The sequence below is a fragment of the Nocardiopsis flavescens genome (genome assembly GCF_900141985.1).
Classification (GTDB): Bacteria; Actinomycetota; Actinomycetes; order Streptosporangiales; family Streptosporangiaceae; genus Nocardiopsis; species Nocardiopsis flavescens.
Genome location: NZ_FQZK01000007.1, coordinates 188,707 through 203,301 on the forward strand (window position 1 = coordinate 188,707; position 14,595 = coordinate 203,301).

Below are 14,595 nucleotides of genomic sequence, written 5' to 3' on the forward strand. Positions count from 1 at the left end.
ACTCTACCCCCACCTCCCTCCGAGGGGCCTGCGTACGGTCAAACCGGGCTTTGCAAGCACCCTACGTGGGCCGGGTGACAGATCCCTCGCAGAGGCTTGCCTATGTTAACCCCGTCTGTCCCCGAACGACAGGCTGCCCCCCAGCGCGCCCGACGCTTACGAGACGTCCAGGACGAACGGCACGACCCCAGCCGGACCCAGAGCGGATGCCCCGGAAACAGGCGTGGGGACGGCCATGAGCACCCGGTGCAGCTCGGCGGCGTGCGAGGCGGTGTTGAGCGCCCCGCTGCGCCGACCGGCCTCCACCACGACGGTGCCGGGGGTGAGGGCGGCGATCAGCCGGTTGCGGACGAGGAAGTCTTTGGCGGTGGGACGGGCGCCGACCGGGCGCTCGCTCACCAGGACCCCGGTCCGGGCGATGTCGGCGAACAGGCCCGCGTGGCCGCGCGGGTAGTCCACATCCGGTCCGCAGGCGAGCACGACCACGGTGGCGCCCGCGGCGTGGGCCGCCCGGTGCGCGGCGCCGTCGATGCCGTACGCCCCGCCGGAGACCACCGTGACCGAGCGCTCGGCCAGGTCGTAGGCGATCTCGGCGGCGACGTGCTCACCGTAGGAGGTGGCCGCCCGCGAGCCGACGATGGCCGCAGAGCGCAGGCACAGGTTGCGCAGGTCGCCCCGGCCGCGCACCCACAGCCCGTGGGAGCGGCGCCCGCCGGGGGCGTCCAGCGCCTCCAGGCGGCCGGGCCACTCGGGGTCGCCCGGGGCCACGAACCTCACCCCGGCCGCCGCCGAGGCCGCCAGCAGGGCGTCGACGTCCACCCCGGCGGCCCTCGCGTGCCAGCGCGTCCAGCGCTGTGCCACCCGCTCCCGGTCCACGACGGTCTCCCCGTCCCCCGGAACGGTCGGCGGCGGTGCGCCGGCCACCAGCTCCGCCCACACCCGTGCGGCGCCGTGCTCGCCGAGTACCGCCCCCAGCCACGGGTCCCCCGGCGGCGCCACCGCCGTCAGCGCCGCCAGGGCCCGCACCTCGTCCTCGTCCACCGCGTCCCTCCCGTCCCGTCCACCCCTGTCGACGCCCCGCGAAGCGCCCTTCCCTGCCGTCCCCGTCGGCCCCCGCCTCCCCGGGGGAACGTCTCCCCCCGCCCCGCGGACGCGTACCGCCCCGCGCGCCCGCCTCGGCCCCGTGGACACGCACCGCACCGGGCAACCGACATCCCCGGTTCAAGGACCGCGCGGGAGCGGTTCCGTAAGGCAACACCGGCCAGGCACCCCGGGACCGTCCACGGAGCCGGGTGCGAACGACCGGGGTCGAGCCGCAACACCCCCGGGGATACGGCCGCCCCCGAACAGCACCTCTACCGGACCCCGCACCGGCCGAACACCCCGCGACCGCCCACCGCTCCGGGTGCCAACGACCGGGCCCGAGCCACCACACCCCGGGAGACACACCCGGCCCCGAAGACCCACCGCACCGGACCCGGACAAGACCTCCACCGGACCCCGCACCGGCCGAACACCCCGCGACCGGGCGCCGGCCCCCGGCAGGGAACCGGGGTGTGGGCCCCGTGGACACGCGCCTCCCCGGGTGACCGACACCCCCGGTTCGGGGCCCGCGCGGGGGCGGTTCCCGGGCCCGGGGCCCGGGTCACCAGGCGCGGCCGGACCACAGCGCGAAGGCATAGGCCACCTCCTCCTCTCCGGGGCGGTCGCGGTCGGCGAGGTCCGCCAGGGTCCAGGCGACCCTCAGCGTGCGGTCGACCCCGCGGGCGCTGATCCGCCCCTGGTCCATGGCGGTCCCCAGGATGCGCAGCGCCCCCTGCTCCACCGGGAAGTCCCGGCGCAGGTGGGCGCCGGGCACCTGGGCGTTGGTCGTCCACGGCGTGCGCTCCAGGCGCCCGGCGGCCCGGGACCGGGCCGCCAGCACCCGGGCGCCCACCACCGCCGAGGACTCGGCGAACGCCCGGTCGGCGAGCAGCTCGGCCCGCCCCACCTGGGGTAGCTCGACCTTGAGGTCGATCCGGTCCAGCAGCGGCCCCGAGATCCGCGAGAAGTACCGGCGCCGCTCCCCCGCGGGGCAGTCGCAGAGGGCGCCGGGTTTGGCGCAGGGGCAGGGGTTGGCCGCCATGACCAGCTGGAACCTGGCCGGGAAGGCGACCGTGGAGGAGGCCCGGGCCAGCACCACCTCCCCGCGCTCCAGCGGCTCGCGCAGCGAGTCCAGGACCCCCCTCCCGAACTGCGGGGCCTCGTCCACGAACAGCACCCCGCGGTGCGCCTTGGACACCCACCCCGGGGACGGGTGCCCGCTGCCGCCGCCGATGATGGCCGAGCGGGTGGACGTGTGGTGGGGCGCGGCGAAGGGCGGCAGCGTGACCAGCGGGGAGCCCGCGGGGAGCAGGCCCGCCACCGAGTGGATGGCGGTGGCCTCCAGCGCGGCAGCGGCGTCCAGCCTGGGCAGCACCGTGGGCAGCCGCTCCGCCAGCAGGCTCTTGCCGGTCCCGGGCGGGCCGAGCATCATCAGGTTGTGCCCGCCCGCGGCGGCGATCTCCACCGCCCTCCGGGCGACCGGCTGTCCGAGTACGTCGGCCAGGTCGGGCTCGGCGTCGGCGGGACGGCGCGGTCGCGGTACCGGGTCGGGGGGCCGCCCCTCGGGCAGGAGGCCCTCCCGTGCCCAGCGGCACATCTCCTCCAGGGAGTCGACCGCGATCACCTCGATGTCCGGCACGAGGGCCGCCTCGGCGGCGTTGCCGCGGGCGACGACGAACCGGTCGTGGCCGCTCTCGCGGGCGGCGATCACGGCGGGCAGCACCCCGCGCACCGGCCGGGTGCGCCCGTCCAGCCCCAGTTCGGCGATGAGGACCGAACCCGCCAGCGGGTCCGGTGGCACCGCTCCCTCGGCGGCCAGGACGGCGGCGGCGATGGCCAGGTCGAAGAGGCTGCCCGCCTTGGGCAGGCTGGCCGGGGAGAGGCTGATGGTGATCTGTCCGCTGGGCCAGGACTCACCGCTGTTGGCCAGTGCGGCCCGGATGCGGTCGCGGGCCTCGCGCAGGGCCGCGTCGGGCAGGCCCACCAGGGTGACTCCGGGATCGCCGCCGCCCAGGTGCACCTCGATCTCGACGACGTGCCCCTCCACCCCCAGCAGCGCGACGCAGTGGGTGCGGGCGAGGGTGATCACCGCGCCTCCCGACCGGGGGACGCCGCGAGCGCGCTGGGCGCGGGGTCCGCGGACACCCGCCGGCGGAGGAGACCGGGTGCCGTGGCCGGCTCCCCGGACCCGGGCCGCCCGGATCGGACACCGCCGTGCGGTCGGCGTCCGTCGCGGGCCACAGGGGACAGGGACCTACCGCGGGAGGGACCCCCGCGGGCGGCGGCCCGGCGGGAACGTACCCGTCCTCCGCCGCGGTCCGGGACCGGCGGCGCGTACGGCACGTCGGGCGGAGCGGGAGCCCGCCCCGCAGCGGCTCCCGGGCGCGGGCGGACACCGGTGCGCGGGGAGCGCGAACGCGGGGCGTTCATGACAGGCCCCGCTCGTGGGACACGTACACCCGGCCGTCGCGGAGCAACACGCCCAGCCCGTCCACGCGCAGCGGACGGCCGGGCACCCGGCGCGCACGGGCCCAGGCCCCGCCCAGCCGGTACAGCCTTCTGCGCTTGCGCCACCCGATGGCCTCCACCGGATGGCCGTGGAAGAGCCGCGTGCGGGTCTTGACCTCGGCGACGACCAGGACGGGGCCGTCCCGGGCCACGATGTCGATCTCCCCGGCGGGGCACCGCCAGTTGCGGTCCACCACACGTATCCCGGCTCGCTCCAGGAACGCGGCGGCCAGCTCCTCACCGAGACCGCCCAGGTCCCTCCGGTACGCGGCGTACACGTCCACGTCGACCACCTCCCGTTACCACGGTCGGTGATCGGGCGGCGTCCCGCCAGGGCCGATCTTTTTCTGTGGATAACCGGGGTCAGTCCCGGCCGCCCTCCGCGGGGGGCAGCTCGATGTCGGCCTTGGTGATCTCCTCGACGTTGACGTCCTTGAACGTCACGACGCGGACGTTGCGGACGAACCTGGCCGGGCGGTACATGTCCCAGACCCAGGCGTCCTCCATCACGACCTCGAAGTACATCTCGCCGTTCTCGGTGGAACGCGGCTGCAGGTCGACGTGGTTGGTCAGGTAGAACCGCCGCTCGGTCTCCACGACGTAGCCGAACAGCCCCACGACGTCCCGGTACTCGCGATAGAGCTGAAGCTCCATCTCGGCCTCGTACTTCTCCAGGTCCTCAGAACTCATCCACGTGCTCGCTTTCGTCTGCAGTCTCCGGCCGGGGTGTCCGGTTCCTCCCTGTCATCCACACGTCGTCGGCCTCCGCTCTGTTCCCAACGGGGGGAGGCCCGGGGACGTTCCGCGCAAGACCCACAGGGTCTTTGCTCCATCATGCGTCACGGAACGGGCTTTCGTGCCCGGACGAGAGGATTTCCTCGGATCCTCGCCCTCCGGTGCGTCAGGAGCCGTCGTCGTTCAGCCGCGCGAAGGTGTCCGGGGCTCCCAGGCCGCCGGCCTGGGAGAAGGGCCAGATGATGACGAACGCCCGCCCGACCACGTGGTCGATGGGCACCGCCCCTCCCCCGGGGTTGCCCTGGTTGCGCCGGGAGTCGGAGGAGATCGCGCGGTGGTCGCCCATCACCCACACGTGCCCGTCCGGCACCGTGACCGGGCCGAACGTCTCGTGCGAGGCCAGGCTGCCGGGGTAGAGGTACTCCTCCTCGTCCAGGGGGACGCCGTTGACCGTGACCCGCTGCTGCTCGTCGCAGCACTCCACCACGTCGCCGGGCAGGCCGATGACCCGCTTGATGTACTCCTTGCCGGTGGGCGCCGCGCCCAGCTGCTGCTGCACCCAGGTGAAGCCGCGCGAGACCGGGTTGGTCGGCTCGGGCACCACCACGGTGTTGGGGTCGTCCCACGACCCGTCGCCGTTGAAGACGACGACCTCGCCGCGCCGGATGTCCCGGACCTCGTAGACGACCTTGTTGACGAGTACGCGGTCCCCGACCAGCAAGGTGTTCTCCATCGACCCGGAGGGGATGTAGAAGGCCTGCATCACCCAGGTCCTGATCACGAACGCCAGCACCAGGGCGATCACGATGAGGATGGGCAGTTCCTTCCAGAACGACCCCTGCTTGTCCTTGCTCATCCGCGTGTCCGCCTTCTCCCCCGCCTCGTCGTCCTCGGCTTCGGAGACAGCACTGGCTCCCGAGTCCTGATCGGACTCGGGAGCCAGTGGGGAGTCGTGCTCCTGCGGGCCGGGCCGGGCGGAATCCTCGTCCTGAACCCCGTCCGAGCCGAGGTCCCTGTCATCTGTGTTCATCGTGCCGAAGCCTATACCTCGCGGGAAAACCGCGGGGGTGGCTTCGGAGAGGAACCGGACGACTACTTGACGACGGGCTCGCGGCGCTCGCGGATGCGGGCGGCCTTGCCGCGCAGGTCGCGGAGGTAGTACAGCTTGGCGCGGCGGACGCGGCCGCGGGCGGCGACCTCGTACTTCTCGATGGCCGGGGTGTGGATCGGGAAGGTCCGCTCCACGCCGACGCCGTAGCTCACCTTGCGGACGGTGAAGGTCTCCCGGTTGCCCGAGCCCTGGCGGCGGATGACAACGCCCTTGAAGACCTGGACACGGGTACGGGTGCCCTCGGTCACGCGCACGTGAACGTTGAGGGTGTCACCGGGGCGGAACTCCGGGACGTCGGAACGCAGCTGGGCCTTCTCCAGCTCCTGAATGACGGTGTGCATCTCGCGAATCCTCATCAATAGCGCACCGCGCCCCACCCCGCCGCAGGCGTGCGGGGGTGCGCGGGCGATGGCCCGTAAGGGTCGGACTGTCGAACCGCCCGGGTGACCGACACAGAGGCCGACGTCGTACCGCCGGCATGCGGATGCCTAGGGGTCACCAGGGGGAACCCACCCAGTCTGCCACATCCGCGGCGGCGGACCGAACGCCTGCTCAGGTGGCCTCCGGTACACCCTCCTCGGCCAGGACCTCGCGGTCCCGCCGGTCCAGGGACTCCGCGGGCATCGCGGCCACCAGGTCGGGGCGGTTGCGCGCGGTCTTGCGCAGCGCCTCGTCGCGCCGCCACCGGTCGACCGCGCCGTGGTTGCCCGACAGCAGGAGCGGCGGCACCTCGCGGTCGCGCCACACGGCGGGCTTGGTGTAGACGGGGCCCTCCACCAGGTTCTCCATGCCGCCGGAGGCGAAGGAGTCCTGCACCGCCGACTCCCGGTTCCCGAGCACCCCGGGCAGCAGACGGGTGATCGCCTCGACCATGACGAGCGTGGCCGACTCCCCGCCGTTGAGCACGTAGTCGCCGATGCTCACCTCCTCGACGGGCATCCGGCCGGCGGCGTCCTGGGCGACCCGGGTGTCGATGCCCTCATAGCGGCCGCAGCCGAACACGAGGCGGCCCTCTCCCGCCAGCCGCTCGGCGTCGGCCTGCCGGAAGGGTCGGCCGCTGGGGGTGGGCAGGATGAGCCGGGCGGGCGCGTCGCCGACCACGGCGTCCAGCGCCTCGCCCCAGGGCTCGGGCTTCATCACCATGCCGGGGCCGCCGCCGTAGGGGGTGTCGTCCACGGTGTTGTGGCGGTCGTGCGTCCACGAGCGCAGGTCGTGGACCCGCACGTCGAGCAGTCCGCCGGCGCGCGCCCTGCCGATGAGGGAGAGGTCCAGCGGCGCGAAGTAGTCGGGGAAGATGCTGATGATGTCGATGCGCACGGTGCGCCCTTCAGTCGGCGAGGTCGAGCAGCCCCGGGGGCGGGTCCAGGACGATCCGGCCGCCGGGCACGTCCACCTCGGGGACCAGCTCGGTGACGAACGGGACGAGCACCTCCCGGCCGCCGGGGACGGACAGCACCAGGAGGTCCTGGGCGTGGTGGAGCACGTCGCCCACCGTGCCGACCTCCTCGCCGCCCGTGGTGACGGCGGTCAGGCCGATGAGCTCGTGGTCGTGGAACTCGTCGGGGTCGCCGGTGGGGGGCAGGTCCTCGGAGTCGACGAGCAGCGAGATCCCGCGCAGCCCCTCGGCGGCGTCGCGGTCGGCGACGCCCTTGAAGCGCACCAGCAGGCGGCCGCTGTGCACGCGCACCGAGCCGATGGTCAGCGGGCCGACCCCGGACCGGTCCGTCTCCAGGGCCGAGCCCACGGTGAACCGCTCCTCGGGGGTGTCGGTGCGCACGTCGATGGCGACGTCGCCGCGGATGCCGTGGGCGCGGCCGATGCGGCCGACCACCAAACGCATGGGAACTCCGTCCTCACTCCCGCCCTCGGGCGGGACGCGGGCCAACTCGGGTGCCGGAAGAACACGGCGGGAAATGACCGTGCCCGGGGCCGTGGGGCCCCGGGCACGGATGCGGGGGCGCCGACCTCGGTCGGCGCCCCCGCAAGGCGCGTCAGCGCACTTCGTTCAGGTCCAGCAGATCCACGCGGACGTAGCGGCCGCCGGCCAGCGCTCCGATGACGGTGCGCAGGGCCTTGGCGGTGCGTCCGTTACGGCCGATCACCTTGCCGAGGTCGTCGGGGTGCACCCGGACCTCAAGGACTTTGCCCTTGCGGAGTCTCTTGACCCGCACCTGGACATCGTCGGTGTTCGCAACGATCCCCTTCACGAGGTGCTCGAGCGCCTCTTCCAGCACGTCAGGCCTCGCCCTCGGACTTCTCGGCCTCAGCGGTGTCCGCGGCGGGCTTCTCCGCCTTCTTCTTCGGAGCGGCGGTCTTCTTCTCGGCGCCGGGGAGCACGAGCTCCTTCAGGGCGGCCTGGAAGGCGGCCTCCTTGGCCTCCGGGTCCTTGGCCTCGGCGGCCTTCAGCGGGGCCGGGGCGGCCAGGCCCTTGAACTTCTGCCAGTCGCCGGTCTTGCGCAGGAGGACCTTGACCGCGTCGGAGGGCTGGGCGCCCACGCCGAGCCAGTACTGGGCCCGCTCGGAGTCGAGCTCGATGAGGCTCGGGTGCTCCTTGGGGTGGTACCGGCCGATCTCCTCGATCGCCTTGCCGTCACGCTTGGTGCGGGAGTCGGCGACGACGATGCGGTACTGGGGCGTACGGATCTTGCCCATACGCTTGAGCTTCAGTTTGACAGCCACTGGAGTGGTCTTCTCCCGATTAACGGTTGAGGCGCCCGGCGGGGCGGCCGCGTGGGGTTGCGGAACCCACCGGAACAGACGTGGGCGGCGGGCTAGTTAGAGGGCCGGCCCGCCACCGTTAGTCGACTACTCATTGTGCCAGACACCCGCGGGTTCCTTGGACAGCCCCGCGGCGTGGCCTACTTCTCAGGCAGCTTGAAATCGGACAGGTCGGGCATGTTCGGCAGACCGCCGCCGCCGAAGGCGGGCGGCAGCTGGGGCTGACGGCCACCGCCCAGGCCCGGGGGCAGCTGGGGCTGGGCGTTCTCCTGCTGCTCCTTGCGGCGCTGCTGGCGCTCCAACTCCTGCTGGCGGGCCTTCATCGGGTTGCCGCTGCGCTGCTTGCCCTTCTTCTTCTGCGCCTTGGCCTTCTTGCGGGCACCGGCGCCGCCACCGCCCATGCCGGGCATCCCCGGGATGCCGGGCATGCCGCCGCTCTTCATCTTGCGCATGACCTTCTGCGCCTCGAAGAACCGGGTGACCAGGTTGTTGACGTCGCTGACCTGCGTGCCCGAGCCGTTGGCGATGCGCAGGCGGCGCGAGCCGTTGATCGACTTCGGGTTGGAGCGCTCGCCGGGCGTCATCGACTGGATGATCGCCTGGAGCCGGTCCAGCGCCTTGTCGTCGATGTTGTCGATCTGGTCGCGCATCTGGCCCATGCCGGGCATCATGCCGAGCAGGTTGCCGATGGGGCCGAGCTTGCGGACCATCATCATCTGCTGGAGGAAGTCGTCCAGCGTGAAGTCCTCGTCCGACGCCATGGTCGAGGCCATCTTCTGGACTTCGTCCTCGTCGAACGTGCGCTGCGCCTGCTCGATGAGCGTGAGCACGTCACCCATGTCCAGGATGCGCGAGGCCATCCGGTCCGGGTGGAACAGGTCGAAGTCTTCGAGCTTCTCGCCCGTGGAGGCGAACATGATGGGGCGGCCGGTGATGTGCCGGATGGACAGCGCGGCACCGCCGCGCGCGTCGCCGTCGAGCTTGGTGAGGGCGACCGCGTCGTAGCCGACCCCGTCCAGGAACGCCTGCGCGGTGTTGACCGCGTCCTGGCCGATCATCGCGTCGACGACGAAGATGATCTCGTCCGGCGAGACGGCGTCGCGGATGTCCGCGGCCTGGCGCATCATCTCGGTGTCCACACCGAGGCGGCCCGCGGTGTCGATGATGACGATGTTGTGGTTGTTGCGCTCGGCGAACTCGACGGACAGGCGCGCGACCTCGACGGGGTCGCCGACGCCGTTTCCGGGTTCGGGCGCGAAGACGGGGGTCGCGGCGCGTTCGCCGACGACCTGGAGCTGGGTGACCGCGTTGGGACGCTGGAGGTCGGCGGCGACCAGCAGCGGCGTGTTGCGCTGCGCGCCCAGCCACTTGGCGAGCTTGCCCGCCAGGGTGGTCTTGCCGGCGCCCTGCAGGCCCGCCAGCATGATGACGGTGGGCGGGTTCTTGGCGTAGCGGATCTGCCGGGTCTCGCCGCCGAGGACCTCGACGAGCTCCTCGTTGACGATCTTGATGACCTGCTGCGCCGGGTTGAGGGCCTTGGAGACCTCCTCGCCCCGGGAGCGCTCCTTGATCCGCGCGATGAAATCACGGACCACGGGCAGGGCGACGTCCGCCTCCAACAGCGCGAGACGGATCTCCCGCGCGGTCGCGTTGATGTCCTCCTCGGACAGGCGCCCCTTGCCCCGCAGCGAGGAGAAGACCGATGTCAGCCGGTCGGAAAGCGTCTCGAACACGAGTGTGGCCAGTCCTTCGTCTCGGAATTGGTCTCTAAGCCTACCCGCCCCCCGTCGCACCGCCGGAAAACCCGGCGGCGCCCGGAACGGCGGGGAGGGGCCGGGTCGCCCCGGCCCCTCCCGGGGTGCTCGCACGGCGCCCGGCCGCGGGGGCCGGCCCCCGCGGCCGGGGGCGGACTAGTCGCCGCCCTCGTCCTCGCCCTCCTCCTCGGCGGGCTCCCCGCCGCCGGAGAGCGTGGCCTCGCGCTGCTCGTTCAGTGCCTCCAGCATGCTCTCCTGCTGCCCGCCGGGCAGGCCCCGGGTGCTCAGGGTGGCGTTGCCGTCGATGGTGTAGGTCTGCTGGGTCTGGCTGACGATGTTGTAGTCGGCGCTGCACGACAGGTCCAGCGTGCCGCCCGCCTCCAGGTTGCCGCTGTCGTCGCAGGTCTGCTCGCCGATGTCGGAGTTGCTGAAGGTCACGTCCATGCGGACGGCGACCGTGCCGCTGCCGGTGCCCGCCGCGTCCCGGACGGTGCCCGACCAGGTGCAGTTGGGCCCGTCCTCGCAGGCCATGTCGGCCTGGCCGTCCCAGCCGACCTCGATGCGCGCGTCGCGCGCGGAGCCGAGCTCGTCGGTGGTGGCGGCGACGACCCCGTCGTAGAGCTCCTCGACGGCGGCGGTGTCGGCCTCGGCCAGGTCCAGCCGCACCTGCGGGCCGCTCTCGGCCTCCGGGGCGAGCAGTTCCTCGACGGCGATGCGCTTGATCAGGCCGGTCTCGGCGTCGATCCACATCTGGTTGCGCTCGCCCGCCAGGTCGACCCGGTGGGTGAGGGTGCCGTCCAGGTTCTCCTCGACCGCCTCGTCCGACTCCAGCTCGATGCCGCCGAGGATCTCGGCGAGGACCGGCGGGGCGAGCACGGCGCCGGGGTTGATCCCGGCCTGCGCGGTCGAGGCGCGCACCCAGTTGCCGCCGAACTCGTCGAAGTCGGGGGCGAAGACGCCCTGGTCGAGCCAGAAGTCCTCCAGCGCCCGGATGAAGATGCGCCCGTCGCCGCTGATGAGGTCGGCCTCGATGCTGCCGGAGCGGATGGTGCCGCTGGCGGCGCCGCCGTCGGCGACGGTGAGCGCGGCGTCGCGCACGTCGGCGCCCACGCTCTCGGCGACCTGGCCGGTGGCCACCAGGCCCTGGTAGCCGGCGAGCTCCTCCAGCGCCTTCTCCACCAGCGGTGCCGCGGCCACCGGCTCCGGGGGCTCGGGGCTGGGCTCCTCCTCGCCGCCGCCCGGGCGCAGGCCGCTCAGGTCGATGGAGCATCCGGCCAGGCCGAGCACGACCGTCGCACCCGCCGCGGCGAGCGCGGTGCGCCCGCCCCTGCGAAGCCTGTTGTGAATGACCGGCGCCATCTTGCCTCCTGACCCCGCTGCGCGGGGCACGTACGAATCAGCGTGGTTTCTTCCGGGAGTCCGGTCGGGGTTGCGCCCCCTCGACCCGTTCGTCCCCTGGGATGCGTCCGCGCGCTGGCGGGTTCGGGTCGGCGCGGGCGTTTCGCGCGATCCGGGCGTGTGACCGGCCCCTGCGGTGCCCTGCCTCCCGACCACACCGCCTGGCAAGGGTATCGAACCACGGCACAGAGCACCGCCAACATCCGGCCATTTACGCCACATATGCCACGAAAGCCGCGTTTCCGGAAACAGAAACGGGGCCGGCGGGGATCACTCCCCGCCGGCCCCTGGGTCGCCTCACCGCGTCAGCGGCGCAAGGCCCCCGACCTCGGCGTTGAAGACTAGGCCTTGGCCTGCGATGAGGCCGTCTCCCCGCCCGGAGGCGTCGGCGAGGAGACCGCTTCGGCCTCCAGCTCGTCGAGTTCGTCGAAGGCGTAGGCCGACTCGGCGTGGAGTTCGTGGTCGAGCCCGTTGGTCTCGACCTCCTCGGGGATGCGGAACCCGATGACGAGGTCGATGATCTTGCCGATGACGAAGGTGACGACGAAGGAGTAGAGCAGGACGCCGACGACCGAGACGGCCTGGACGGCGAGGAGGCCGATGCCGCCCCCGTAGAAGAGCCCGGCGGAGCCGCCGGCGGCCTCGGCGGCCAGGAAGCCCAGGGCGAGGCAGCCGATGATGCCGCCGACCATGTGGATGCCGACCACGTCGAGCGCGTCGTCGTACTTGAACTTGAACTTCCAGCTGATGGCGTAGGCGCAGACGGCGCCGGCGATCAGGCCGAGGACGATCGCGCCGACCGGGGTGACGTTGGCGGCGGCCGGGGTGATCGCGACCAGGCCCGCGATGGCGCCGGAGGCGAAGCCCAGGGCGCTGACCTTGCCGTAGCGGATGCGCTCGACGAGCATCCACGCGGCGGTGGCGGCGGCGGTGGCGACCTGGGTGTTGACCAGGGCCAGGCCCGCGGTGGCGTCGGCGGCGTAGGCGGAGCCCGCGTTGAAGCCGAACCAGCCGAACCAGAGCAGGGACGCGCCGAGCAGGACGAACGGCAGGTTGTGCGGGCGCATCGACTCGGAGCCGAAGCCCTTGCGGCGGCCGAGCACGAAGGTCAGGGCCAGCGCGGCGGCGCCGGAGTTGATGTGGACCGCGGTGCCGCCGGCGAAGTCGATGACCTCGTAGCCGCCGATGGTCAGGTTGCCGATCCAGCCGCTGCCCCAGACCCAGTGGGCGACGGGGAAGTAGACCAGCAGGGCCCACACCGGGGCGAACAGCAGCCAGGCGCCGAACTTGGCGCGGTCGGCGATGGCGCCGCTGATCAGGGCGACGGTGATGATGGCGAACATCATCTGGAAGCCCGCGTCGACCAGGAGCGGGTAGCCGCCCTCCGCGTCGACCTCGCCGATCAGGGAGGTGAGCCCGACGTAGTCGAAGCCGCCGATGAACATGTCCAGGGCGCCGAAGCCCTCGGAGTAGGTCAGGGAGTGGCCGACCAGGACCCAGAGCACGCTGACCACCGCGATGCTGCCGAAGCTCATCAGCATCATGTTCAGGACGCTCTTGGCCCGCGACATGCCTCCGTAGAAGAAGGCCAGGCCCGGTGTCATGAGCATCACGAGCGCGGCACTGGCCAGGAGCCAGGCCGTCGTACCGGTGTCAATCATTGCGTCGCCTCCATGAAACGGACGGGGGATTGTCTGTGAGGGCGGCGGTCAGCGAGCGCATCATCGGGCCCGATGCAGATCACCACGCAGGCAACTTTCCGACCGGGGTGTTTCTCGGTGGGACCCCATGTGTTGCACCGGCGTAAAAGGACTGCCTGCGGTGTTAACGGCCCGTGAACGGACCCCCCGCCCGCGGGCAATGCACGTGCGGCGGCGCAGAGCGGCCCGCCCCCGCCGAACCCACAGGAACCGGTCGATCACTCCGGGTGACATCTCGCGACGGTGACGGACCGGTTGCCGACAGGTCACCGGGACGTGTAACGCCGGGGTTTCCCCCGCATGACGCGGGTCACAGGGCGCCGCGGCGTCCGTCGGCCGCGGGCCGGGAGACGGCGCGGGCCGGCCCCCGGGAAGGGGGCCGGCCCGCGCGTCGGCTCCGGGAGGCGCTAGCCGAGGATCGCGTCCACGAACACCTCGGGGTCGAACGGCGCCAGGTCGTCGGGGCCCTCGCCCAGGCCGACCAGCTTGACCGGCACGCCCAGCTCCCGCTGGACCTGCACGATGATGCCGCCCTTGGCGGTGCCGTCCAGCTTGGTCAGCGCGATGCCGGTCACGTTGACCACCTCGGCGAACACCCGCGCCTGGCGCAGGCCGTTCTGGCCGGTGGTGGCGTCCAGGACCAGCAGCACCTCGTCCACCTGGGACTTCTTCTCCACCACCCGCTTGACCTTGCCGAGCTCGTCCATCAGGCCCGTCTTGGTGTGCAGGCGTCCGGCGGTGTCGATGATGACGGTGTCGGCCCCGTCGTCGATGCCCCGGGCCACGGCGTCGAAGGCCACGCTGGCCGGGTCGGCGCCCTCCTCCTTGCGCACGACCGGCGCGCCCACCCGCGAACCCCAGGTCTGGAGCTGCTCGCTGGCGGCGGCGCGGAAGGTGTCCGCGGCGCCCAGGACGACCGAGCGGCCGTCGCCCACCAGTACCCGGGCCAGCTTGCCCGTGGTGGTGGTCTTGCCGGTGCCGTTGACGCCGACGACCATGATGACCGCGGGGCGGTCGCCGTGCGGCGCGGTGCGCACCCCGCGCTCGGCCTCGGTGCGGATCTGCGCGAGCAGTTCCTCGCGCAGCAGGGCGCGGACCTCGTCGTGGTCGCGGGTCCCCAGCACCTTGACCTTGGTGCGCAGGTTCTCCACGATCTGGGTGGCGGAGGCGACGCCGATGTCGGCGGTGATGAGGGTGTCCTCGATCTCCTCCCAGGCGTCCTCGTCCAGCGAGGAGGAGGACAGGAGGTTGAGCAGCCCCTGGCCCAGGGCGCTCTGCGACCGGGCCAGCCGGGCGCGCAGCCGGACCATGCGCCCGGCCGAGGGCGGGGGCGTCTCCAGCTCGGGCTCGGCGGGGGCCGCGGTGGCCCCCTCCCCCGCCGGGGGCGCCTGGGCCGGCGGGAGGAGGTCGGCCCCCCCGTCCTTCTCCCGGTCCTCCGGGGCGGCCGGCTTCGGTTCCCGGGTGACCTCGGGGGGCGTCTCCTCCTCACCCGGCGCGACCGAACGCCGGGTCCTGACCAGGTAGAAGCCGCCGACGGCCAGGAGCACGACGACGATGGCGAGACCTGCGAGCAAGTAGATTTCCATAG

Annotated in this window: 13 protein-coding genes and 1 pseudogene; all 14 read right to left on the reverse strand. The window is 72.7% G+C overall.

Going from position 1 to position 14,595, the window contains the following annotated elements; all coding sequences use genetic code 11:
• Window positions 1–195 precede the first annotated feature (195 nt).
• Window positions 196–1,041 (reverse strand): annotated as a pseudogene (locus BUE45_RS14320) (DNA-processing protein DprA); the annotation flags it as partial.
• A 604-nt stretch (window positions 1,042–1,645) separates the two neighbouring features.
• Window positions 1,646–3,169: a YifB family Mg chelatase-like AAA ATPase gene (locus BUE45_RS14325; protein ID WP_073379886.1), complete on the reverse strand. Its 1,524-nt coding sequence runs from the start codon at window positions 3,167–3,169 to the stop codon at window positions 1,646–1,648.
• A gap of 340 nt (window positions 3,170–3,509) precedes the next feature.
• Entirely contained in the window at window positions 3,510–3,875 is a 366-nt protein-coding gene (locus BUE45_RS14330) for a YraN family protein (RefSeq protein WP_178378539.1), read from the reverse strand.
• Window positions 3,876–3,954: 79 nt separating this feature from the next.
• Window positions 3,955–4,281 (reverse strand): DUF2469 domain-containing protein, encoded by a 327-nt coding sequence (locus tag BUE45_RS14335; protein WP_073379808.1) that lies wholly within the window; start codon window positions 4,279–4,281, stop codon window positions 3,955–3,957.
• Window positions 4,282–4,492: 211 nt separating this feature from the next.
• A complete protein-coding gene (gene lepB, locus BUE45_RS14340; protein WP_073379809.1) occupies window positions 4,493–5,356 on the reverse strand; it encodes a signal peptidase I in 864 nt (287 codons plus the stop codon).
• Window positions 5,357–5,418: 62 nt separating this feature from the next.
• Complete coding sequence (rplS, locus tag BUE45_RS14345; RefSeq protein ID WP_073379810.1) at window positions 5,419–5,778, reverse strand: 50S ribosomal protein L19; 360 nt, start codon at window positions 5,776–5,778, stop codon at window positions 5,419–5,421.
• A gap of 211 nt (window positions 5,779–5,989) precedes the next feature.
• Window positions 5,990–6,754, reverse strand: a complete 765-nt coding sequence (gene trmD / locus BUE45_RS14350; protein ID WP_073379811.1) for a tRNA (guanosine(37)-N1)-methyltransferase TrmD — start codon at window positions 6,752–6,754, stop codon at window positions 5,990–5,992.
• A 10-nt stretch (window positions 6,755–6,764) separates the two neighbouring features.
• Entirely contained in the window at window positions 6,765–7,277 is a 513-nt protein-coding gene (gene rimM / locus BUE45_RS14355; RefSeq protein WP_073379812.1) for a ribosome maturation factor RimM, read from the reverse strand.
• Window positions 7,278–7,428: 151 nt separating this feature from the next.
• On the reverse strand, window positions 7,429–7,671 hold the full coding sequence (locus BUE45_RS14360; RefSeq protein ID WP_073379813.1) for an RNA-binding protein: 243 nt from the start codon (window positions 7,669–7,671) through the stop codon (window positions 7,429–7,431).
• A gap of 1 nt (window position 7,672) precedes the next feature.
• Window positions 7,673–8,116, reverse strand: a complete 444-nt coding sequence (rpsP, locus tag BUE45_RS14365) for a 30S ribosomal protein S16 (RefSeq protein ID WP_073379814.1) — start codon at window positions 8,114–8,116, stop codon at window positions 7,673–7,675.
• A gap of 179 nt (window positions 8,117–8,295) precedes the next feature.
• A complete protein-coding gene (gene ffh, locus BUE45_RS14370; protein WP_073379815.1) occupies window positions 8,296–9,888 on the reverse strand; it encodes a signal recognition particle protein in 1,593 nt (530 codons plus the stop codon).
• A gap of 177 nt (window positions 9,889–10,065) precedes the next feature.
• Window positions 10,066–11,268, reverse strand: coding sequence for a hypothetical protein (locus BUE45_RS14375; RefSeq protein WP_073379816.1), 1,203 nt, complete (start codon window positions 11,266–11,268; stop codon window positions 10,066–10,068).
• 380 nt (window positions 11,269–11,648) lie between these two features.
• Entirely contained in the window at window positions 11,649–12,968 is a 1,320-nt protein-coding gene (locus BUE45_RS14380) for an ammonium transporter (RefSeq protein ID WP_073379817.1), read from the reverse strand.
• A 446-nt stretch (window positions 12,969–13,414) separates the two neighbouring features.
• Complete coding sequence (ftsY, locus tag BUE45_RS14385; RefSeq protein ID WP_073379818.1) at window positions 13,415–14,593, reverse strand: signal recognition particle-docking protein FtsY; 1,179 nt, start codon at window positions 14,591–14,593, stop codon at window positions 13,415–13,417.
• Window positions 14,594–14,595: the final 2 nt, after the last annotated feature.

Excerpts from the sequence above, each read along its gene's own strand:
- BUE45_RS14335 (WP_073379808.1), bottom strand. The coding sequence starts at position 4,281 with ATGAGTTCTGAGGACCTGGAGAAGTACGAGGCCGAGATGGAGCTTCAG.
- lepB (WP_073379809.1), bottom strand. The coding sequence starts at position 5,356 with ATGAACACAGATGACAGGGACCTCGGCTCGGACGGGGTTCAGGACGAG.
- rplS (WP_073379810.1), bottom strand. The coding sequence starts at position 5,778 with ATGCACACCGTCATTCAGGAGCTGGAGAAGGCCCAGCTGCGTTCCGAC.
- rimM (WP_073379812.1), bottom strand. The coding sequence starts at position 7,277 with ATGCGTTTGGTGGTCGGCCGCATCGGCCGCGCCCACGGCATCCGCGGC.
- BUE45_RS14375 (WP_073379816.1), bottom strand. The coding sequence starts at position 11,268 with ATGGCGCCGGTCATTCACAACAGGCTTCGCAGGGGCGGGCGCACCGCG.
- BUE45_RS14380 (WP_073379817.1), bottom strand. The coding sequence starts at position 12,968 with ATGATTGACACCGGTACGACGGCCTGGCTCCTGGCCAGTGCCGCGCTC.
- ftsY (WP_073379818.1), bottom strand. The coding sequence starts at position 14,593 with ATGGAAATCTACTTGCTCGCAGGTCTCGCCATCGTCGTCGTGCTCCTG.